20 protein-coding genes and 1 rRNA gene are annotated in these 19,189 nt (G+C 66.4%); 10 read left to right on the top strand and 11 right to left on the bottom strand.

Annotation, left to right across the window (positions count from 1 at the left end; genetic code table 11):
• Positions 1 to 414: 414 nt before the first annotated feature.
• From OG394_RS36995 to OG394_RS36985, 3 genes are all read right to left on the bottom strand, one after another.
• A 16S ribosomal RNA gene (locus OG394_RS36995) occupies positions 415 to 1,929 on the bottom strand.
• A gap of 523 nt (positions 1,930 to 2,452) precedes the next feature.
• Positions 2,453 to 3,739, bottom strand: coding sequence for a tyrosine--tRNA ligase (tyrS, locus tag OG394_RS36990; protein WP_328991950.1), 1,287 nt, complete (start codon positions 3,737 to 3,739; stop codon positions 2,453 to 2,455).
• Between the two features lie 238 nt (positions 3,740 to 3,977).
• Positions 3,978 to 5,006, bottom strand: a complete 1,029-nt coding sequence (locus OG394_RS36985; RefSeq protein WP_328991949.1) for an App1 family protein — start codon at positions 5,004 to 5,006, stop codon at positions 3,978 to 3,980.
• Between the two features lie 67 nt (positions 5,007 to 5,073).
• On the opposite strand from OG394_RS36985, the gene OG394_RS36980 reads away from it, so the two are divergent.
• The 3 genes from OG394_RS36980 to OG394_RS36970 all read left to right on the top strand — a co-directional run bounded on the left by OG394_RS36980 (position 5,074) and on the right by OG394_RS36970 (position 7,245).
• Entirely contained in the window at positions 5,074 to 6,030 is a 957-nt protein-coding gene (locus tag OG394_RS36980) for an LLM class flavin-dependent oxidoreductase (RefSeq protein ID WP_328991948.1), read from the top strand.
• A gap of 3 nt (positions 6,031 to 6,033) precedes the next feature.
• Entirely contained in the window at positions 6,034 to 6,651 is a 618-nt protein-coding gene (locus OG394_RS36975; RefSeq protein WP_328991947.1) for a DNA-3-methyladenine glycosylase, read from the top strand.
• A gap of 105 nt (positions 6,652 to 6,756) precedes the next feature.
• Positions 6,757 to 7,245: an HIT family protein gene (locus tag OG394_RS36970; RefSeq protein WP_328991946.1), complete on the top strand. Its 489-nt coding sequence runs from the start codon at positions 6,757 to 6,759 to the stop codon at positions 7,243 to 7,245.
• Here OG394_RS36970 and argH read toward each other — a convergent pair.
• The 7 genes from argH to argC are packed head-to-tail and all read right to left on the bottom strand — an operon-like array spanning position 7,213 to position 14,385.
• Positions 7,213 to 8,616: an argininosuccinate lyase gene (argH, locus tag OG394_RS36965; protein WP_328991945.1), complete on the bottom strand. Its 1,404-nt coding sequence runs from the start codon at positions 8,614 to 8,616 to the stop codon at positions 7,213 to 7,215. The two genes, OG394_RS36970 and argH, sit on opposite strands and share 33 nt — an antisense overlap.
• Entirely contained in the window at positions 8,613 to 9,152 is a 540-nt protein-coding gene (locus tag OG394_RS36960; protein ID WP_328991944.1) for an arginine repressor, read from the bottom strand. The genes argH and OG394_RS36960 overlap by 4 nt, the downstream gene beginning before the upstream one ends.
• Entirely contained in the window at positions 9,149 to 10,081 is a 933-nt protein-coding gene (gene argF, locus OG394_RS36955; protein ID WP_328991943.1) for an ornithine carbamoyltransferase, read from the bottom strand. The genes OG394_RS36960 and argF overlap by 4 nt, the downstream gene beginning before the upstream one ends.
• Positions 10,078 to 11,277 carry an acetylornithine transaminase gene (locus OG394_RS36950; protein ID WP_328991942.1) on the bottom strand — a complete coding sequence of 400 codons (1,200 nt, stop codon included), beginning with the start codon at positions 11,275 to 11,277 and terminating at the stop codon, positions 10,078 to 10,080. Before OG394_RS36950 ends, argF begins: the two co-directional genes overlap by 4 nt.
• Positions 11,274 to 12,158 carry an acetylglutamate kinase gene (gene argB / locus OG394_RS36945; RefSeq protein WP_328991941.1) on the bottom strand — a complete coding sequence of 295 codons (885 nt, stop codon included), beginning with the start codon at positions 12,156 to 12,158 and terminating at the stop codon, positions 11,274 to 11,276. The genes OG394_RS36950 and argB overlap by 4 nt, the downstream gene beginning before the upstream one ends.
• Entirely contained in the window at positions 12,155 to 13,357 is a 1,203-nt protein-coding gene (argJ, locus tag OG394_RS36940; RefSeq protein ID WP_328991940.1) for a bifunctional glutamate N-acetyltransferase/amino-acid acetyltransferase ArgJ, read from the bottom strand. Before argJ ends, argB begins: the two co-directional genes overlap by 4 nt.
• A complete protein-coding gene (gene argC, locus OG394_RS36935) occupies positions 13,354 to 14,385 on the bottom strand; it encodes an N-acetyl-gamma-glutamyl-phosphate reductase (RefSeq protein WP_328991939.1) in 1,032 nt (343 codons plus the stop codon). The genes argJ and argC overlap by 4 nt, the downstream gene beginning before the upstream one ends.
• A 363-nt stretch (positions 14,386 to 14,748) precedes the next feature.
• Between argC and OG394_RS36930 the strand changes: the two genes are divergently transcribed.
• The 7 genes from OG394_RS36930 (at position 14,749) to OG394_RS36900 (ending at position 18,536) form a co-directional block, all read left to right on the top strand.
• Positions 14,749 to 15,111 carry a hypothetical protein gene (locus OG394_RS36930; protein ID WP_328991938.1) on the top strand — a complete coding sequence of 121 codons (363 nt, stop codon included), beginning with the start codon at positions 14,749 to 14,751 and terminating at the stop codon, positions 15,109 to 15,111.
• A 55-nt stretch (positions 15,112 to 15,166) separates the two neighbouring features.
• Positions 15,167 to 15,346, top strand: a complete 180-nt coding sequence (locus tag OG394_RS36925) for a hypothetical protein (protein ID WP_328991937.1) — start codon at positions 15,167 to 15,169, stop codon at positions 15,344 to 15,346.
• Between the two features lie 331 nt (positions 15,347 to 15,677).
• Positions 15,678 to 16,010, top strand: a complete 333-nt coding sequence (locus tag OG394_RS36920; protein ID WP_328991936.1) for a hypothetical protein — start codon at positions 15,678 to 15,680, stop codon at positions 16,008 to 16,010.
• 47 nt (positions 16,011 to 16,057) lie between these two features.
• Complete coding sequence (locus OG394_RS36915) at positions 16,058 to 16,411, top strand: hypothetical protein (RefSeq protein ID WP_328991935.1); 354 nt, start codon at positions 16,058 to 16,060, stop codon at positions 16,409 to 16,411.
• Between the two features lie 101 nt (positions 16,412 to 16,512).
• Positions 16,513 to 17,064, top strand: a complete 552-nt coding sequence (locus tag OG394_RS36910) for a carboxymuconolactone decarboxylase family protein (protein ID WP_328991934.1) — start codon at positions 16,513 to 16,515, stop codon at positions 17,062 to 17,064.
• Positions 17,043 to 17,969: an RNA polymerase sigma-70 factor gene (locus OG394_RS36905; RefSeq protein WP_328991933.1), complete on the top strand. Its 927-nt coding sequence runs from the start codon at positions 17,043 to 17,045 to the stop codon at positions 17,967 to 17,969. The genes OG394_RS36910 and OG394_RS36905 overlap by 22 nt, the downstream gene beginning before the upstream one ends.
• A 39-nt stretch (positions 17,970 to 18,008) precedes the next feature.
• Complete coding sequence (locus tag OG394_RS36900; protein WP_328991932.1) at positions 18,009 to 18,536, top strand: GNAT family N-acetyltransferase; 528 nt, start codon at positions 18,009 to 18,011, stop codon at positions 18,534 to 18,536.
• On the opposite strand, the gene OG394_RS36895 is transcribed toward OG394_RS36900, so the two are convergent.
• The gene (locus tag OG394_RS36895) at positions 18,523 to 19,185 is read right to left on the bottom strand and encodes a hypothetical protein (RefSeq protein ID WP_328991931.1); all 663 of its coding nucleotides are present in this window, start codon (positions 19,183 to 19,185) and stop codon (positions 18,523 to 18,525) included. The genes OG394_RS36900 and OG394_RS36895 overlap by 14 nt on opposite strands.
• Positions 19,186 to 19,189 lie beyond the last annotated feature (4 nt).

Raw genomic sequence — 19,189 nt, 5'->3', positions numbered from 1 at the left:
ACCAGTTGCTACCACCACTTGCAGAGAACACAGATCCCGTCGAGGAAAAACACCCGACAGACAACCCTAGTCTCGGCAGTCTGGTGACGACTGGCCCCAGCCACACCACCACACCCAACCCAACGGCCAGGTGTAGTTCAGTGACCCAGAAAAACCGGTTCGGCCTCGACCCTCACGGGTCTAGCCGGCCTGATTTTTCAGGACCCAACAGCGCGCCTCGGCACCTCACTCCACCTCGTCCACGTTCCACGCTCCCACCCACAAGTGGATGATCGCAGTACTAGCGTTCTCGGTATCGCTCGGTGCCTAATGGTCAATGTTCCACATTCCGAAGCATCGACGCCCTGGAACGTTCGTCCAGGAAACATCGAATGGACAGCGCCACTTCCGTGGACACTGTCTCTTGCTCCTTAGAAAGGAGGTGATCCAGCCGCACCTTCCGGTACGGCTACCTTGTTACGACTTCGTCCTAATCGCCAGCCCCACCTTCGACGGCTCCCTCCACAAGGGTTAGGCCACCGGCTTCGGGTGTTGCCGACTTTCATGACGTGACGGGCGGTGTGTACAAGGCCCGGGAACGTATTCACCGCAGCGTTGCTGATCTGCGATTACTAGCGACTCCGACTTCATGGGGTCGAGTTGCAGACCCCAATCCGAACTGAGACCGGCTTTTTGGGATTCGCTCCACCTTGCGGTTTCGCAGCCCTTTGTACCGGCCATTGTAGCATGCGTGAAGCCCTGGACATAAGGGGCATGATGACTTGACGTCATCCCCACCTTCCTCCGAGTTGACCCCGGCAGTCTCCTATGAGTCCCCACCATAACGTGCTGGCAACATAGGACGAGGGTTGCGCTCGTTGCGGGACTTAACCCAACATCTCACGACACGAGCTGACGACAGCCATGCACCACCTGTAAACCGACTAAAAGGGGCCATGTCTCCATGGCTTTCCGGCATATGTCAAACCCAGGTAAGGTTCTTCGCGTTGCATCGAATTAATCCGCATGCTCCGCCGCTTGTGCGGGCCCCCGTCAATTCCTTTGAGTTTTAGCCTTGCGGCCGTACTCCCCAGGCGGGGCGCTTAATGCGTTAGCTGCGGCACGGAGGACGTGGAATGTCCCCCACACCTAGCGCCCAACGTTTACGGCGTGGACTACCAGGGTATCTAATCCTGTTCGCTACCCACGCTTTCGCTCCTCAGCGTCAGGTAAGGCCCAGAGAGCCGCCTTCGCCACCGGTGTTCTTCCTGATATCTGCGCATTCCACCGCTACACCAGGAGTTCCGCTCTCCCCTGCCTACCTCTAGTCTGCCCGTATCGGAAGCAGGCTCGGAGTTAAGCTCCGAGTTTTCACTCCCGACGCGACATACCGCCTACGAGCCCTTTACGCCCAATAATTCCGGACAACGCTCGGACCCTACGTATTACCGCGGCTGCTGGCACGTAGTTGGCCGGTCCTTCTTCTGCAGGTACCGTCACTCTCGCTTCGTCCCTGCTGAAAGAGGTTTACAACCCGAAGGCCGTCATCCCTCACGCGGCGTTGCTGCGTCAGGCTTTCGCCCATTGCGCAATATTCCCCACTGCTGCCTCCCGTAGGAGTCTGGGCCGTGTCTCAGTCCCAGTGTGGCCGGTCGCCCTCTCAGGCCGGCTAACCGTCGACGCCTTGGTAGGCCATTACCCCACCAACAAGCTGATAGTCCGCGAGCCCATCCCCAACCGCCAGAACTTTCAAACCCCACACATGAGAGCAGGGCTATTATTCGGTATTAGACCCCGTTTCCGAGGCTTATCCCAAAGTTGAGGGTAGGTTGCTCACGTGTTACTCACCCGTTCGCCGCTCGTGTACCCCGAAGGGCCTTACCGCTCGACTTGCATGTGTTAAGCACGCCGCCAGCGTTCGTCCTGAGCCAGGATCAAACTCTCCGTTGAAATCAATATGTAAACCAGGCGAACCCAGTGAACAAACAATCTAACTTAAAGCGATCCGATGAATCAGAAACAATCAAACTGACTTATTTCAATAATTACAAAGGAATTTCCATTCACAAGAAACGATCAAACGACGAAGTCGTCCAACCGAATCCCATGGACGGGATAATTCGGCATTGACTTTCGGCACGCTGTTGAGTTCTCAAAAATCAGACGCACACCGCGCCCAACACTCTCGTGTTCAGCTCCGGGGCAACCTGCGCTACTTTACCGGACTCGCAACCTCGGGTCAAGCCCGAATTTTTGAGCCACCCCCGGCCATAACACCAGCGCCGCGACCTCGTCCGGAGACAAGTCTCGGTGGCGGTGAGCCTGAAGGGGGTTCGGAGCGTCCGGCCGCTTCCGCGTCCCGCACTCGCTCCAACAAGAAGAACATTACGTAGCCTGCGGGGTAAGAGTCAAATCGGATACTGGCGGCCCGGAGCGGAGCGTCGTACTCTCCCCTCCGGACCACACAGACGGCCTAGCTCCCCGCGGTCAGCACACCAGCGAACGTGCGCTTTCCCCGCCGCAAAACGAGCGTCCCGCCAGGCAGCAGATCGTCAGCCCCAGGCACAAACTCCGGGTCCTCCACCTTCGCGTTGTTCAGGTAGCCGCCACCCTCGGAGATGGTCCGACGCGCGGCCGACTTACTCGCCACCAACCCCGTCTTCACCAGGAGATCGGCGTACGTCGGCATCGGTTCGCCGGCACCCAGCTCCACATGCGGCGCCTCCCGCAGCGCGGCCACCAGAGTCTCGCCGTTCAACGCAGCCAACTCCCCCTGACCGAACAGCGCCTTCGACGCCTCCTGCACACGCCGGGTCTCGTCAGCGCCATGCACCAACGTCGTCACCTCTTCGGCCAACGCACGCTGCGCCTCCCGGGCAAAGGGCCGTTCAGCCGTCGCCTCCTCCAGCGCCGCGATCTCCTCCGCCGTACGGAACGTGTAGTAGCGCACCAGCTGCATCACGTCACGGTCATCGGCGTTGAACCAGAACTGGAAGAACGCGTACGGCGAGGTCAGCTCGGCGTCGAGCCACACGGTCCCCGTCTCGGTCTTGCCGAACTTCGTACCGTCCGCCTTCGTCACCAGAGGCGTCGCCAGCGCATGCACCTTCGCGGCCTCGACTCGACGGATGAGCTCCACGCCGGCGGTGATGTTGCCGAACTGGTCGCTACCACCCGTCTGCAAGGTGCACCCGTACCGCCGGAACAACTCGAGGTAATCCATCGACTGCAGGAGTACGTAGCTGAACTCCGTGTAGCTGATCCCCTGCTCCAGCCGGGCCCGCACCACCTCGCGGCCGAGCATCCGGTTCACCGGGAAGTGCTTGCCGATATCCCGCAGGAAGTCGAGCGTGTTGAGGTCCTTGGTCCAGTCGAGGTTGTTCACGATCCGCGCCGGGTTCGCCAACGCGGCGTCGAAGTCGATGAACCGCTCGACCTGACCGCGCACCCGCTCGACCCAGCCCTGGACGACGTCCTGCGGGTTCAGCGTGCGCTCGGAGCTCTCCTTCGGGTCACCGATCAACCCGGTGGCACCACCGACCAGCCCGATCGGGTTGTGCCCGGCGTTCTGCAGCCGGCGCAACGTCAGCAGTTGCAGCAGGTTGCCCATGTGCAGGCTCGGCGCGGTCGGGTCGAAACCGACATAACTGGTGATCGGCTCCTTCGCCATGCTGGCGCGCAAGGCGTCGAGGTCGGTGGAATGCGCGATCAGGCCACGCCATCCCAGCTCATCCAGTACCGCGGTGCGGCTGTCGGTCACTTTTGCTCTCCTCGAGAGTTACGTAGGAACGAGCACTAGTGTGCCGTGAACGAGGTTGCGTGAACGATGGTGGTGTCCAGGTGCGTGCATCGCAAGGCGGAGATGCGGCCTCGATGCGGTGTTCATCGTGGCCGTATCTCCAACGCCGCGAGGTGCGTGCCTGGGCGCCACCAGCGTTTGCGCAGGCTCGTTCACGGCACACTTACCTGCCGCATCACCCCGCGCGAGCGACAACTGGTTAGTCCCGGTTGAGGACCTGGCGCAGCATTCCGGACAGGGCGAACCCGTCCGGGCCGTGCACGGTGGCGGCGATCGGACGATCCGGATCGTGCGCGCCCGGGTCCGGGTTCGGCACCGGCAGACCGTGCGAGAGGACCTGTTCGGTCGGGGTGAGCTGACGGATACCGATGGCCCGCACGTGTTCGGGATGGGTGCGGGCGAAATCGCCGTACAGCTGCGGGTCGTGCTGACCGTCGTCGCCGACCAGGACCCATTTCACGGACGGCAGCTCGCGGGCCAGTCGGGCGAGGGCCGTGCGTTTGTGCTCGCGGCCGCTGCGGAACCAGCCGGTGTTGGTCGGACCCCAGTCGGTCAGCAGCATCGGGCCGGCCGGATAACCATGCCGGGCGAGGAACCGGGTCAGCGTCGGCGCCGTGTTCCAGGCGCCAGTCGAGAGGTAGAAGATCGGCGCGCCCGGATGTTCGGCCAGGAGGTCGCGGTACAGCTCGGCCATCCCCGGCACCACCCGGCGGGCCTGCTCCTCGCGGACGAAGGTGTTCCACGCGGCGATCAACGGCCGCGGCAGCATGGTCAGCATCACCGTGTCGTCGATATCGCTGACGAGCCCGAACTCCGCGGTCGGATCGAAGACCAGCACCTTGCCGCGGGCGCGTTGTTCGCCGTCCACGCCGAGGCTGATCTCGTGCCAACCCGGTTCCAGGCTCTGCGGCACGGACAGGTCGATGAAGCCGCCGCGATCGGTGACCGCCTCATACGTCTCACCGCCGACGACGACCGAGATCGTCACGCCGACGGCCGGCGCGGTGACGAAGACGCGCCAGCCTCGCACCACCTGGTCCTCGTCGTACCGGGGTTGGCTGCGGGGATCGCGGCTGAGCACGACGCGGGCCAGCACCCGGACGAACTCGCCGGTGCCGTAGCCCATGTGCGGGATGATCCGCTCGCGCCAGCCCCGGCGCCGCAGCAGTGCCTGCAGGCCGAGGTTGAACCAGTCCTCGAGACGGGATGAGTAGTGCGGGCGGGCCATGGGTCCGAACCTACCGGGCCAAGGGTGCCGCCGCGGAATGTCGGAGCCAGCCGTTACGGTCTTGTGCATGACCAGCTCCGCCGGTGTCGGCTTCTGTTTCGATCGGACTTTTCCGCCCGCGCTCGTGACCGATGTCGCGCGCCGTCTCGAGGCCGGTGGCGCGGACCGCCTCTGGATCATCGAGGACTGCTTCTATACCGGGGGTATCAGCCTCGCCGCGGCGGCTCTGGCCGTCACCGAGCGGCTGAGCATCGGCCTCGGCATTCTGCCCGTCGTCGCGCGAAATCCCGCCATCACCGCGATGGAGATCGCCACGCTGATCGGCCTCGCGCCGGGCCGCGTGCTGCCGGGCCTCGGCCATGGCGTGCAGGACTGGATGGGCCAGATGGGCGTGCGGCCCAAGTCGCCGTTGCGCGCGCTGGAGGAGGTCATCGACGCGGTCCGGCTGCTGCTCGAGGGCGAGACTGTCACGACTGATGGGGAGTACGTCCGGCTCACCGACGTACGACTTGATCCGCCGCCCGCCGAGGCGCCGCCGATCCTGGCGGGCGTTCGCGGGCCGAAGTCGCTCGCCCTCGCGGGCAAGGTTGCCGGTGGCATCGTTCTGGCCGAGCCCTCGACGCCTTCGACGGTTCGGCTGGCGCTGGATCAGGCCGGGCATCCGGACGACTTCGTGGTCGCGGCGTTCAGCTCGGTCTGCGTGCAGGACGATCGCGCGACGGCGTACCGGATCATGGCACCTTGGCTCGGCCGCAACATCGAGGAGCGCAACCCCTCGCTCGTGCCGGTGCCGTTCTTCGACGAGCTGACCAAGCTGTACGCCGACAAGGGGGTCGACGGGCTGCTGACCATGCCGCCCGAGTGGTGGAGCGAGATCGGCCCGATCGGCACCATCGACGACGCCGCCGCGCATCTCGACGTGCTGGCGGATGCCGGTGTTCACCACGTCGGGTTGTTCCCACTGGCGGATGTCGATCTCGCGATGAACCAGGTCGACCACGTCATCACGCTGGCCAACCGGTAGCCGATGGCCGATCCACAGCAGCTACTGAGCCGGCGGGCGCCGCTGGTCGCGCCGAAGTTGCTCGGCTGGACGCTCAGCCACAAAACCGAGGCCGGCACTGTGACGGTCGAGCTCACCGAGGTCGAGGCGTACGCCGGTACGGCGGATCCGGCGTCGCACGCGTATCGCGGGCCGTCTCCGCGGAACCAGGTGATGTTCGGTCCGGCGGGGTTCCTCTACACCTACTTCACCTATGGCATGCACTGGTGCGCCAACGTGGTGACCGGGCCGGACGGTGAGGCGTCCGCCGTGCTGCTGCGCGCCGGACGGGTGATCGAGGGCGCCGAGCTGGCCTGGTTACGCCGGGGCGAGAAGGTGCCCGAGCGAGGGCTGGCGCGCGGGCCGGCCTGCCTGGCTCAAGCCCTTGCCCTCGGCAAAGACCAGAACGGCGCGAACCTGCTCGACAACGGCGTCCTCCGGCTCGAGCCCGGCCGCCGGATCAAACCAGCCGCCATCTCGACCGGCCCACGCGTCGGCATCAGCGTCGCCGCCGAAACAGCCTGGCGCTTCTGGCTCACGGACGACCCGACGGTCTCAACGTACAAACGCAGCCCGCGGGCGCCTGTGGTGCCCAACCTTTAGCGTTCATTCGTCGGAATCCGCCCCTTCCCGCCGCGGACCTGCAGGGGTCCGCGGCGCTGAGGGGCGGATTCCGACGAATGAACGCAACCGGGAGGAGCGGAGGTGATGATGATGTTCAATCACGAGCCCGTCGGTTATCGGTGTCCGTTTTGTGCGGTCGTGGCGGGTGGTGGCGACGCGATGACCGGGCAGCAGGACATCGTGGTGCGGACAGAGCACGCGATGGCGTTCGTCGCCGCGCGTTGGTGGCCCAACAACCGGGGCCATGTGCTCGTGATCCCGACGTCCCACCACGAGAACCTCTACGAGCTGCCGGCCGTGTCCGGGCATGCCGTGCAGGACGTTGTTCGTGAGGTGGCGATCGCCATGCGGCATACCTACGGCTGCGAGGGGATCTCGACCAGGCAGCACAACGAGCCCGCGGGGTACCAGGACACCTGGCATCACCACGTGCACGTCTTCCCGCGATACCCGGGCGACAACTTGTACGGCACTCGCCACCTGGAAGAGGAGGCGAGTGCCGACGAGCGTGCGCCGTACGTTGCGAAGCTGAAGGGCTACCTAGCGAGAGAGACGCAAGCGGAGTTCGGTTAGTTGTTCGGTGACGCGGACGGGGGCGGTGCCGCCGCGGGCGTTGCGGGAAGCTACTGAGCCTTGGACGGTGAGGACGTCGCGGACCTCGGGGGTCAGGGACGGGGAGATCGCGGCGAGGTCGGAGTCGGAGAGGTCCCAGAGCTCGATACCGCGCTTCTCGCACTCCTGGACGCACGTGCCGGCCAGCTCGTGCGCCACCCGGAACGGCACCCGCTGCCGGACCAGCCACTCGGCGATATCCGTCGCCAGCGAGAAGCCCTGCGGCGCCAACTCTTCGAGGCGTTCGACGTTGAAGACCAACGTGCGCATCATCCCGGTGACGGCCGGCAGCAACACCTCGAGGGTGTCGACCGAGTCGAAGACCGGCTCCTTGTCCTCCTGCAGATCCCGGTTGTACGCCAGCGGCTGAGCCTTCAGCGTCGCGAGCAACCCGGTCAGATTGCCGATCAGCCGACCGGACTTGCCGCGAGCCAGCTCAGCGATATCCGGGTTCTTCTTCTGCGGCATGATGCTCGACCCGGTGGAGTACGCGTCGTCCAGAACGACGAACCCGAACTCCTTCGTCGCCCAGATAATCACCTCCTCGGCAAGCCGCGAGATGTCCACGCCGATCTGCGCGGTGATGTACGCGAACTCGGCCACGAAGTCCCGCGCCGACGTACCGTCCAAAGAGTTGGGCGAGCTGTTCGTGAACCCGAGCTCCGTCGCGACGAAAACCGGATCCAGCCCAAGCGACGAACCAGCCAACGCACCCGAGCCGTACGGCGAATCGGCCGCGACCCGCGCATCCCACTCGCGCAGGCGATCCAAGTCGCGGACCAGCGGCCACGCGTGCGCCATCAGGTGGTGCGACAGCAAAACCGGCTGCGCGTGCTGCAGATGCGTCCGCCCGGGCATGATCACGCCAAGGTGCTCCTCGGCCCGGTCGGCCAGCGTCGCCGCGAGGTCCGCCACCAACAAAGAGATGGCCTTGCCGTGATCACGCAAGAACGCCTTGAACAAAGTGGCGACCTGGTCATTCCGCGAACGCCCGGCCCGCAACCGTCCACCGACCTCGGCGCCGACCCGGTCGAGCAGCCCGCGCTCCAGCGCCGCGTGCACGTCCTCGTCGCTCTCGGCCGCCACGAACGCGCCCGACGCGACATCGGCCGCGAGCTGGTCGAGCCCGGCCAGCATCGCCACCAGGTCGTCATCGGTCAGCAGGCCGGCCTGGTTCAGCACCTTCGCGTGCGCCTTCGACCCGGCGATGTCGTACTGCGCGAGCCGCCAGTCGAAGTGCGTCGACTTACTCAGCGCCGCCAGCGCATCCGCCGGCCCGCCGGCAAAACGCCCGCCCCACAGCTGCCCTTCGCCCGTACCTGTGTTGCTCACTTCGAGTTCTCCTTGTAATCGGTGCGGGCAGAGTCGGTGCGGGCGGCGAGATTCAGGAACCGGCCGGCCAGGGCTTCTCCCCCGACCGGATTTCGCGAGACGACCATGACCGTGTCGTCGCCGGCGATGGTGCCGAGCACGTCGTCGAGGCCGACGTGGTCGATGGCCGACGCGAAGTACTGGGCGGCGCCCGGCGGGGTTCGCAGGATGACCAGGTTGGCGCTGCCCTCGGCCGACACCAGTAGCTCCGACGCCACCCGGGCCAGCCGCGCCTCGAAGGCAGCGGCCTCACCCGCGCGGGGCGTACGGTCACCGCCTTCACCCGGTACGGCGTACACCAGTTGGCCGGAGGACTCCCGAACCTTCACAGCGCCTAGTTCAACCAGGTCGCGCGACAACGTGGCCTGGCCGACCACGAGACCTGCCTCGGCTAGTAGATCTGCCAGCTCCGTCTGGGAACGCACGGGCTGACGGCCGAGCAGCTCGACGATTCGCTGCTGGCGGGCGGTCTTGGTGGTTGGAACGACCATGCTCATGAAGTGAAGTTTCTAGCAAGCAACCAGGCCAGTAGTGCCTTCTGGGCGTGTAGGCGGTTCTCGGCCTCGTCCCAGACAGCTGATTGCGGTCCGTCGATAACCGCCGCCTCGATCTCCTTGCCGCGGTAGGCGGGCAGGCAGTGCAGCACGATCGCGTCGTCCTTCGCCTTGGCCATCAACTGCTCGGTCACGGCATACGGTGCGAAGGGCGCCTCGCGCTCGGCCGCCTCCGACTCCTGGCCCATCGACACCCACGTGTCGGTCGCGATCACGTCGGCGCCGGCGACGGCGTCCTCGGCGGACGACGTCCACCAGGCCTTCGCTCCGGTCTTGGCCGCGATCTCGTCGGCCTTCAGCATGATGCCCGGGTCCGGCACGTACTCGATCGGCGACGCGATCACCACGTCCATCCCAGCGGTCACGCCACCCAGCAGGTACGAGTGGGCCATGTTGTTCGCGCCGTCGCCGAGATAGACGAGTTTGAGGCCCTTCGTCTTGCCCTTGTACTGCCGGATCGTCAGCAGGTCCGCGAGGATCTGGCACGGGTGAAACTCGTCGGTCAGCGCGTTGATCACGGGTACGTTCGACGCGGCGGCCATCTCGTCGATCCGGGTCTGCGCGCCGGTCCGCCAGACGATCGCGGCGCACATCCGCTCCAGCACCTTGGCGGTATCGGCGATCGGCTCACCGCGACCCATCTGCGAGGTCTGCGCGTCGATGACCAGCGGCACGCCGCCGAGGTCCGCGATCCCGACGGCGAACGAGACCCGGGTCCGGGTGGACGTCTTGTCGAAGATCACCGCGACGGTCTGCGGCCCGGCCAACGGCTTGTGCTCGAACCGCTCCGCCACCATTTGCTCGGCGAGGGTCAGCACCTCGTCCTGCTCGATCGGGCTGAGGTCGTCGTCCCGCAGGAAGTGCCTGGTCATGCGCTCGCCTCCGTCAGGATCGCCGGCAGTGCCGCGACGAACGAGTCGACGTCGGCCTTGGTCAGAATGTACGGCGGCGCCATCCGGATGATCGTCGGCACCGGGTTGTTGATCACGAATCCGGCCTGCAACGCCAAGTCCGCGACCTTGTCCGACACGGGCTGGGTCAACTCGATCGCCAGCAACAGCCCCCGGCCGCGCACTCCCGCGACCAACGGGTGGTCCAGCGCCTCGATCGACTTCACCAGGTGGTTGCCCACGGCCACCACGTTGTTGAGCAGGCCGTCCCGCTCGATCACGGTCAGTACGGCGAGCCCGGCGATCGCGGCCACCGGGTTACCCCCGAAGGTGGTGCCGTGGTTGCCGGGCTGCAGCAGATCCGCCGCCGCGCCGAGCCCGATGCACGCGCCGATCGGAATGCCCGCGCCGAGGCCCTTCGCCACCGTCACCAGGTCCGGCGTGATGCCTTCGGCGTTAAAAGCGAACCAGTCGCCCGTACGGCCGATGCCCGTCTGGATCTCGTCCAACCAGAGCAGCGCGCCATGCTCGGAAGTGATCTCGCGCGCCTTCGACAGATAGCCAGGCGGCGGTACGACGACGCCGTTCTCGCCCTGGATCGGCTCGAGGATGACCGCCGCCGTCTGGTCGTCGACCGCGGCCGCGAGGGCCTCGGCATCGCCGTACGGCACGAAGGTCACGTCACCCGGCAGCGGTGCGAACAACTCGCGATAGGCCGGTTTATAGGTCAACGCCAACGCGCCCATCGTCCGGCCGTGGAAGGCGCCGATGGTCGAGATGATCTTGGTCCGGCCGGTGCGCCGGGTGATCTTGAAAGCCGCCTCGTTCGCCTCGGTGCCGGAGTTGGTGAAGAACACTTTGCCCGGTACGTCGAAGAGTCCGAGCAGTTTCTCGGCCAACAAGATCTGCGGGGCGCTCGCGAAGAAGTTCGACACGTGGCCGAGAGTGGCGAGCTGACTGGTCACGGCCGACACGATGAACGGATGGGCGTGGCCGAGTGAGTTCACCGCGAGCCCACCGAGCAGGTCGAGGTACTTCCGTCCATCGGCGTCCCACAGGTAGCAGCCCTCGCCACGAACGAGGACCCGCTTCGGTGCGCCGAAGGTGTTCATCAGGGCGCCGGTATAGCGCTCGGTGAGGCTGGCGCCAGTGCCTTCGACGGCGACGAGCTCGGTCATGACGGGATCACCTGGGTTCCACTTCCGGCGTCGGTGAAGATCTCGAGCAAAAGCGAGTGCGGCACCCGGCCGTCGATGACGGTCGCCCGCGACACCACGCCGGACTCGACCGCCCGCAGGCAGGCCTCCATCTTGGGCACCATGCCCGATGCCAGGGTCGGCAGCAGTACGGCCAGCTCCTTGGCGTCAATCTGGGTGACGATCTCGTCGCTGTCCGGCCAATTGCGGTAAAGGCCCGCGACATCGGTCAGTATCACGAGCTTCTCGGCCTTGAGCGCGATCGCCAGCGCGGCCGCCGCGGTATCGGCGTTCACGTTGTGCACCTGGCCGTCCTCGTCCGGCGCGATCGTCGAGACGACCGGGATCCGGCCGGCGTCGATCAGGTCCAGCACGGTCTCGGGCCGCACGTTCACGACGTCGCCGACCAGGCCGATATCGACCGACTCGCCGTCGATCATCGCGCCGCGCCGCTCGGCCGTGAACAGGCCCGCGTCCTCGCCGGACATGCCGACGGCGAACGGGCCGTGCGCGTTCAGCAGGCCGACCAGCTCGCGGCCGACCTTGCCGACCAGGACCATGCCGACGATGTCCATCGCCTCGGGCGTGGTGACCCGCAGGCCGCCGCGGAACTCGCTGTCGATGCCGAGCCGCGCGAGCATGTCGCTGATCTGCGGACCACCGCCGTGCACGACGACGACCTTCACCCCGCAATGCCGCAGGAACACGATGTCCGACGCGAAGGCCTGTTTCAGCTCCTCGTCCACCATCGCATTACCGCCGTACTTCACCACGATCGTCTTGCCGTGGAACTCCTTGAGCCACGGCAGCGCCTCGGTCAGCACTGCCGCCTTCTCGACGGCTCCGGCGTGCGAATTGGTCATGACGAGTACGCCGAGTTCTCTTCGACGTACGCGTGCGACAGGTCCGTCGTCAGCACCGTGGCCGACGCGTCACCCGCATGCAGGTCGATCAGCACGTCGATCTCCAGACCGCTCAGGTCGGCCTCGGACCGGTCGACACCCTTGCCCCCGGCAACCATGATCGGTGCGCCGTTGAGGGTGATGTCGAGCAGGGCCGGGTCGAACGCCGTTGGCGCGTTGCCGATCGCCATCGCGATCCGTCCCCAGTTCGGATCGGCGGCGAAGAAGGCGGTTTTGCAGAGGTTGTCCTCGGCAACGACCTTGGCAGCCGCGACAGCCTCAGCCTCGCTGGCCGCGCCCTTGACCGTGATGCTGACGTGTTTGGTAACGCCCTCCGCGTCGGCCTGCAACTGCTTGACCAGGTCGGCGGCCAACGTGGTCAGGGCCGCCTCGAACTCGTCGGCCGGCACGCTGATCCCGGATGCGCCCGAGCTCAAAAGCAACACCGTGTCATTGGTCGACGTACCACCATCAACATCGAGCCGGTTGAACGTGTGCGCCACCGCGTTGCGCAACGCGTGGTCGAGCTGCGGCTGCGCGACGACGGCGTCGGTGGTGATGACGGAGAGCATGGTGGCCATGTTCGGAGCGCACATTCCGGCGCCCTTCGCGAAGCCGCCGATGCTCCAGCCGTTTCCACTCACCAGTACGGCCTGTTTCGGCACGTTGTCGGTCGTCATCACCGCGGTCGCCGCGGCGAGACCGTGTGCTGCGGACGCCCCCAGCGCGTCGACACACTGGGTGATCCCCGGGATCAGCTTCTCCATCGGGAGCCGTTCGCCGATCAAACCGGTAGAGCAGACACCGATCTCGGCCGCGCCGACCTGCAGGACCGCCGCGAGTTCCTCGGCGGTGGCGTGGGTGTCCTGGAAGCCCTCGGGGCCGGTGCACGCGTTCGCACCACCCGAGTTCAGTACGACGGCCTTCAGCTTGCCAGCGGTCAGGACCTGCTGGGACCAGAGCACCGGCGCGGCCTTGACCTTGTTCGTGGTGAAGACGCCGGCCGCGGCGTTGTCCGGACCGTCGTTCACCACCACGGTCAGATCGGGCTTACCGGCCGGCTTGATGCCCGCGATCACACCGGCCGCGCGGAAGCCGGCCGGCGCGGTGACTCCGGCGCTCCGATCGACTTGTGCCTGCGGGCTGACTGCGATCGTCACGGGGCTACTCCTACGAGGGGAAGGGCCGTGGTCTCCTCGAGACCGGCGGCCAGGTTCATGCACTGCACGGCGGCGCCGGCGGTGCCCTTGGTGAGGTTGTCCATCGCGGCCACGATCACGGCCCGGCCGGTCCGCTGATCCAGCGTGACCTGCAGTTGCACCGTGTTCGCGCCGAGCGTGGCCTGGGTCTGCGGCCATTGGCCTTCGGGCAGCAGGTGCACGAACGGCTCGTTGCCATAAGCAACTTCGTACGTCTCGCGCAGCGCCTCGGCCGTCGTACCGGCCTGGATCGGTGCCGTGCAGGTGGCGAGGATCCCCCGCGACATCGGCACCAGCACCGGGGTGAACGAAACCGATACTGGCTCGTCCGTCACGGCTTTGAGGTTCTGCTCGATCTCCGGGGTGTGCCGATGCACGCCGCCCACGCCGTACGCCGTGGCCGAGCCCATGATCTCGGACCCGAGCAGATGCGCTTTCGGCGACTTGCCCGCGCCGGACGTCCCGCTGACGGCGACAACGACCAGGTCGTTCGCGTCGACGAGACCAGCCTGTACGGCGGGGAGCAGCGCGAGCGTCGAGACCGTCGGATAGCAGCCGGGCACCGCCACGCGATTGCTGCCGCGCAACTTTTCGCGTTGGCCGGGGAGCTCGGGCAGGCCGTACGGCCAGTGGCCCGCGTGCTTGCCGCCGTAGAACTCGACCCACGCCTCGGAATCGATCAGCCGGAAGTCGGCGCCGCAGTCGATGACCGTCACGTCCTCACCGAGCTGCGCGGCGATCTCGGCCGACTGGCCGTGCGGCAGCGCGAGGAAGACGACGTCGTGGCCCTGGAGCGTCTCGGCCGAGGTCTCCTGCAGGACGCGAGCGGCCAGCGGCACCAGGTGCGGGTGATGCTGCCCGAGCACCGAACCCGCGTTGCTCCCGGCGGTCAGCGCCCCGATCTCGACCTCCGGGTGCGCGACCAGCAACCGAAGCAACTCTCCCCCGGCATAACCACTCGCACCGGCGACGGCGATCCTCAAACTCATGTGAATGAGTATGCCATCAACTGAAAGAATATCCAACCAGCGTTTCACCCGCCAGTACCCACTTCCCCCGCGCCCACTCTCCATAATCCGGCCGCGAGTGGTCGGACCGGTGAAAGACCGTCGAGACCGTCGGCCTGAACACCGCCAGCGCCGAACGCCACCAACGCCTGGCCGGCAACCTCAACGCCGACCACTAGGGATCCGAGTAGAAGCACTCAGGACAGGGGCGGTCGACGCGGGCGAGGCTTCTCGCATGCGTACTTCGTTGAGGAAGACCCGGGCCTGGCTGGCCATCTACCCGTCGGCCTTCGCCGTACTCGTTGCCCACCTGGTCACAACGCGAGCCACGGCTGGAGCGGCACGATGAACGGCGTGATCTCCCGGGATCGGGCCGTCCGGACGGTTCTCGGATGGGTCGGGCTGGTGGCCGTGACCTATGTCCTCGCGGTGATCGTCGCTCCCGACGACGATCCGTGCAGCGGAGGCGCGGGTTTCGGTTGCGACCTGCAGTCCTTCCTCGTGTGGGTCGGGGTCCTCGTCGGCGTGCCACTGCTCACCACCAGCCTGGTCGTCAGCCTGCTGGCGGTCCTGCTCATCTACCGCCCGAACCGCGTCGCGCAGAAGACCCGGCCCGTGCTCGTCGCGAGCGGAATCTTCTGGACGTGCATCGCCCTCGGCCTCTACACGGCATGGGAGATCGCGATGCGAACCGGCACCTTCAGCTAGCCCATTGAGTAGTTGCACGGATCCGTTCCAGCGGCAGAAGCAGAAGGCTTGAGGTATGACTAAATCCCGGAGACAACGCAATCTCGCCGTCGCCCTCGTCATCGCGTGGGCACTGGTCGTGGTGGTGGCCTGGTGGCTGGGGATGGGGATCGCGCCCGGCGACCGCGGTCTGTGCGGCAGCAAAGCATTCGACTGCGACGCCGATATCCAGTTCAACCTCTTCCTCTTCGGCTAAGTCTTCGGACTGCCTCTGGTCGGCGGCAGCGTGGTAGTCAGCCTCGTCGTCATCCTGGTGGGGCACAACTACGGCTTCCGCTACCGCATGCCCCTGCTCGTCGGCCACGTCATCCTCTGGGGCCTCGTCGCCAGCGTCATCGCCAACTTCGTCATCGCCCCGGCCTGGCCGCCACCCGCTGACCCGAACGGCCCGATGACGCGTGTGTGTTTCTTCTTTTGCGTTCATTCGTCGCAATCCGCCCTCCTTCGTCGCCTGCCTTGTGCAGGTGAGCGGTCTGAGAGGGCGGATTGCGACGAATGAACGCAAAAGAAAGGGCAGACTGGCGGATGTGAGAGGCCGGGCGGTGGCGGTGGTGTTCGGGTGGGCGCTGCTGCTGGTCGTGCTCTGGATCGTTGGTGTCGTCGTCGCGCCCGATGGTGGTGATAGGTGCGCCAACCAGGGATTCGGCTGCCCGGAGGACGTCGAGTTCACGCTGTTCGTAGCCGGGTTCGTGGTCGGGCTGCCGGTGATAGGTGCCAGCCTGCTGGTCAGCGTGATCGCGGTCCTCCTCGTCTACCACCGGAACCCCGACGCCCGGAGGCCGGTGCTCGTCGGGACCGGGATCTTCTGGGTCTGCGTCGTGCTTGGCATCGCGGTCTACGTCGTTGCCGGGCGGGGTTGAGTAGTTGTGCTCAGGCTGTGAGGGCGCGTGCGGGACAGAGTCGAGGCATGAAGATCAGCAAGCGGGACTGGGCGGTCGCGGTGGTGTTCGGCTGGGCCGTATTACTAGTGGCGGCCTGGATCGTGGCGATGATGGTGGCTCCGGATGGTGGTGGGCCCGACTGTCCCGATCAGGGGTACATGTGCTCGAACGACGTTGAGTTGCTCCTGTTCATCATCGGCGTGGCGGCCGGGGTGCCGGTGCTGATCGGCGCGGAGGTCGTGAGCCTCCTGATCGTCCTGATCGTGTACTGGCGCAAGCCACACGCGCGTCACCCGGTGCTGATCGGGACCGCCATCTTCTGGGCCTGCGTCGTGGCCGGAATCGGCGTGGCGTGGTTCGGCGCGGACATCTTCTACTGAATCTTCTGACCGAGGGCCGGTGTGAGGCAGGTCATGTCACAAACGGGAGCGTCAGCGGTGTCGTGCTGGGTAACAGGACTAGACGACAAAGGAGTAGAGCGATGGCGCGTATTCCGTTGGAGAATCGCAGGACCCCGATGGTGCGGTTCGTGCAGTGGTGGAGCCGGCGCAAGTACGGCGCGCAGCTCGAACCGGGCCTGGTGGCGCTGCACAACCGCCGCGTCTTCCGGACGATGATGCTGACCGAGGGCAGCGTCACCCGGTGGAACAGCCTCGACCCGACCCTCGCGGCGCTTGCCACGATGGCGCCGGCCGCGATGATCGGCTGCTCGTGGTGCATGGACTTCGGCTACTGGGAGTACCACCACCGAGGGGTTCCGGTCGCGAAACTGCGCGATGTGTCAGGGTGGCGGGACAGTACCGTCTACACCGAGCTGGAGCGGAAAGTGCTGGCGTATGCCGAGGCGATGACGGCCACCCCGCCGGAGGTCACCGACGAGATGGTCGAAGAACTGCGAGCCGACCTGACCGACGAGCAGTTGGTCGAGCTGACCGCCTTGATCGCCCTCGAGAACCAGCGCTCCCGCAGCAACGCCGCCGCCGGTCTGACCGGTCAGGGCTTCAAGGAGCAATGCGAGTTGAGAACAGCGTGAACGACGAACTGGCAACGGAGTTCGACGGACACCGGCCCGTACTACTCGGAGCCGCGTACCGGGTCGTCGGCAGCATGACGGACGCCGAGGACGTCGTACAGGAGGCGTGGTTGCGATGGGCCGCGGCCGATCGTTCCGAGGTCCGGGACACCCGCGCCTACCTGGTGCGCATCACCACCCGGCTCGCGCTGAACCGGCTCCGCCAGCAGAAATCCCAACGCGAGACGTACGTCGGACCGTGGCTGCCCGAACCGATCGCGGCCACGTCGGACGCCGACGACCCGGCCGTGGTGGCGGAAGTCGCCGACTCGGTGTCGATGGCCATGATGGTCATCCTCGAAACGCTCACGCCCTTGGAGCGGGCCGCGTTCGTGTTGCGCGAGGTGTTCGACCTTCCGTTCGGGGAGATCGCGGAGACGCTCGGGCGGTCCGAATCGGCCGTGCGGCAGCTGGCGCATCGCGCCCGCGAACACGTGCACGCGCGCCAGCCCCGGCAGAGCGTGGACAAGGTCCGCCATGCCGAGGTGACGGCGTCGTTCCTGGAGCGAGCCGTCCAGGGTGACTTCGACGGGTTGATCGCGTTGCTGGCGCCGGACGTACAACTCGTCAGCGATGGCGGCGGCAAGAAGACCGCGGCGCTCCGGCCGATCGAAGGCGCCGACAAGGTGGCGCGCTGGCTGTTCGGGGTGCTCAACCGCGAGCAGAACTCGAACATCGATATCCGGTTCATGTCGGCCAATGGTGAGTTGGCGACCGTCGCCTACCTCAACGGGGAGCTCGACAACGTGTCGTTCCTGCAGCTGGACGAGACCGGCGCGATCAGCAAGGTGTACATCGTCCGCAATCCCGACAAACTCACCACGCTGCCCACCCTGGCCGAGCTCGACGCGCTGCAAAAAGCATAAGCTTCCTCCTGCAACCCAGTCGCACCTGGAGGAGAGTCCATGGAGTTCGCCGTCGTCGATTCGTCCGACGTCACCGATCCGGTTCTACGGGCCGATCTGCTCGATACCTGGATCGCCGCGACGGACGCGGGTGGCAGCGTCGGCTTCGTGGCGCCTGCGCCGGTGCACAAGGTCGCGGTCACGCTCGACCTCGCCCTGGAGCGGGTGGCTGCCGGCCAGGACCTGCTCGGCGCGTTGCATGACGGCAGCCGTTTTATCGGCATGGGCCTGCTCGTCGCGAATGCCGGTGTCCTGTTCGAGCATTGGCGCACGGTGCTGCGCGTGATGGTGCACCCGAAGTACCAGGGCAGTGGTGCCGGCACCCAGCTGATGACCGGTCTCCACGAAGCCGCCCGGGGCCTCGGCCTCGAGCAGCTCAAGCTGACCGTCCGCGGCGGCCAGGGCCTGGAGCGGTTCTACGAGCGCTTCGGTTACCAGGTCGTCGGCACCCATCCGCGCGCGATCCGATTGAGCGCGGACGACTACCGCGACGAGCTCAGCCTCGTGATGAGCCTCAACCAACGCTGAGCGTGAACTCCCGCGAGTAGGGCAGCACACCGGCCTCCGTGCCGTCCGTCCAGACCCGCATCCGGAGCAGACCCGAGACCGTCGGACGGAAGGTCACGCCGTAGCGGCCTTCAGCATCGGCCCGCACCGGCTCAGTCACGCGCGTCCACCCCGAGTCCGCGAACTGCTCGAGCCAGACCGGCATCGCCCCGGGCACCACCTTGCCCGACACCCGCACCTCCCGGCCGACGGCCACGACGGCCTCGCTCGGCGCGCAGGTCAGCCGGGCGTGCACCTGGACGGACGGATGGCTGTACGCCGCGAGCCAGCAGTGGTCCCCGGCGAAATACGCCTGGCCGGCCTCGAAGGAGAACATGGCCCGCACGTTCGTCTCGTAGGCGCCCGCCTGGTTGGTCACGACGTGCCGCGCGGCGGGATCATCCGGCCCGCCGCTCACGGTCACGGCCCGGCCGGCGAGCGGCTGCCAGCCGGTACCGGTCCAGCCCTCGAGCACCCCCGACGCGACCACCCGCTGACCGAACGGCACATAGGCATGCGGCGTGGTCGCCTGGATCCGCGTCAACGCCCGCTGTTCCGCAACAGCGACAGCGGGCATAACGCGCTTACCCGAACCGAATTCGGAACCCGGCGAGCCTGGTCCGACGTACACGTAA

This window comes from Kribbella sp. NBC_01245 (assembly GCF_036226525.1).
In the GTDB taxonomy this organism is placed as follows: domain Bacteria; phylum Actinomycetota; class Actinomycetes; order Propionibacteriales; family Kribbellaceae; genus Kribbella.
The sequence above is the reverse complement of the archived record's forward strand: the minus strand, read 5'-3'. Positions and strand labels throughout refer to the sequence as shown.

Excerpts from the sequence above, each read along its gene's own strand:
- OG394_RS36985 (WP_328991949.1), bottom strand. The coding sequence starts at position 5,006 with ATGGCCCGCCCGCACTACTCATCCCGTCTCGAGGACTGGTTCAACCTC.
- OG394_RS36980 (WP_328991948.1), top strand. The coding sequence starts at position 5,074 with ATGACCAGCTCCGCCGGTGTCGGCTTCTGTTTCGATCGGACTTTTCCG.
- OG394_RS36975 (WP_328991947.1), top strand. The coding sequence starts at position 6,034 with ATGGCCGATCCACAGCAGCTACTGAGCCGGCGGGCGCCGCTGGTCGCG.
- OG394_RS36970 (WP_328991946.1), top strand. The coding sequence starts at position 6,757 with ATGATGATGTTCAATCACGAGCCCGTCGGTTATCGGTGTCCGTTTTGT.
- OG394_RS36960 (WP_328991944.1), bottom strand. The coding sequence starts at position 9,152 with ATGAGCATGGTCGTTCCAACCACCAAGACCGCCCGCCAGCAGCGAATC.
- argF (WP_328991943.1), bottom strand. The coding sequence starts at position 10,081 with ATGACCAGGCACTTCCTGCGGGACGACGACCTCAGCCCGATCGAGCAG.
- OG394_RS36950 (WP_328991942.1), bottom strand. The coding sequence starts at position 11,277 with ATGACCGAGCTCGTCGCCGTCGAAGGCACTGGCGCCAGCCTCACCGAG.
- argB (WP_328991941.1), bottom strand. The coding sequence starts at position 12,158 with ATGACCAATTCGCACGCCGGAGCCGTCGAGAAGGCGGCAGTGCTGACC.
- argC (WP_328991939.1), bottom strand. The coding sequence starts at position 14,385 with ATGAGTTTGAGGATCGCCGTCGCCGGTGCGAGTGGTTATGCCGGGGGA.
- OG394_RS36930 (WP_328991938.1), top strand. The coding sequence starts at position 14,749 with ATGAACGGCGTGATCTCCCGGGATCGGGCCGTCCGGACGGTTCTCGGA.
- OG394_RS36925 (WP_328991937.1), top strand. The coding sequence starts at position 15,167 with ATGACTAAATCCCGGAGACAACGCAATCTCGCCGTCGCCCTCGTCATC.
- OG394_RS36915 (WP_328991935.1), top strand. The coding sequence starts at position 16,058 with ATGAAGATCAGCAAGCGGGACTGGGCGGTCGCGGTGGTGTTCGGCTGG.
- OG394_RS36910 (WP_328991934.1), top strand. The coding sequence starts at position 16,513 with ATGGCGCGTATTCCGTTGGAGAATCGCAGGACCCCGATGGTGCGGTTC.
- OG394_RS36905 (WP_328991933.1), top strand. The coding sequence starts at position 17,043 with ATGCGAGTTGAGAACAGCGTGAACGACGAACTGGCAACGGAGTTCGAC.
- OG394_RS36900 (WP_328991932.1), top strand. The coding sequence starts at position 18,009 with ATGGAGTTCGCCGTCGTCGATTCGTCCGACGTCACCGATCCGGTTCTA.